This is a genomic window from Vibrio sp. 03_296 (genome assembly GCF_002265885.1).
On record NZ_NPKW01001069.1, the window covers coordinates 1 to 737 of the forward strand.

General features: G+C 40.1%; 1 protein-coding gene. It reads left to right on the top strand.

Features of this window, described 5'->3' with window-relative positions; all coding sequences use genetic code 11:
* Positions 1–160 precede the first annotated feature (160 nt).
* Entirely contained in the window at positions 161–457 is a 297-nt protein-coding gene (locus CIK04_RS29865) for a restriction endonuclease (RefSeq protein ID WP_128824762.1), read from the top strand.
* Positions 458–737: the final 280 nt, after the last annotated feature.

Genomic DNA, 737 nt, shown 5'->3' on the forward strand with positions numbered 1-737 from the left:
TTACTTTTCAATGAAGTATACTAGTCATTCAATGGGTTTTAGACATGAGTTAACCTTCACGATTGAAGAGGGATACTCTCAATTGGATTGGAAACTACGTCTGTAGGCTCGTGTTGACACCAAGGCGTGGGTCGTCAACGATATGGAATAAGTGTTAAGAATGAGTAACTTAGATAACTTATCACCTATTGACTTCGAAGAATTGTGTAGAGATATTGCATCACAGAAAATGGGAGTCAGCTTCTCTGCATTCGGCCCAGGCCCAGACGGTGGAATTGATGGACGCCATTCGACAGCGGAAGGTGACATTATTATGCAGTGTAAGCACTACTCGAAGACCTCCTTTTCAGGCTTAAAAAAAATGCAGAAAAGAGAAAGAAAGTTAGATATACTAGAACCAAACAATATCTGTTCTTCACATCTCACTCACTTACTCCAAATAAAACTGCTCAATTAACGCAGGTACTGTCCCCACATATTCTGAATAGCAATGACCTTATAGGTAAGGAGGATATTGAAGCTGCACTTCGAGATTTTCCCAATATTGAAAAGAAACATATGAGTATGGCGTATCAAGTTCTGCTGATTAGAGCGAATTTTACAGTCTGGACTGGAGGCCTACACACAAGCGACTAAAGAAGAGATTCTCGAAGAACTGGCAGTCTATGTGAGTGAACCCCAGCTTACATCAAGCAATTGAACAATTRRAAAAGGAAAAAGTCCTTGTTATATCGGGA

Coding starts and splice junctions, on each gene's coding strand:
- CIK04_RS29865 (WP_128824762.1), top strand. CDS start 161: ATGAGTAACTTAGATAACTTATCACCTATTGACTTCGAAGAATTGTGT.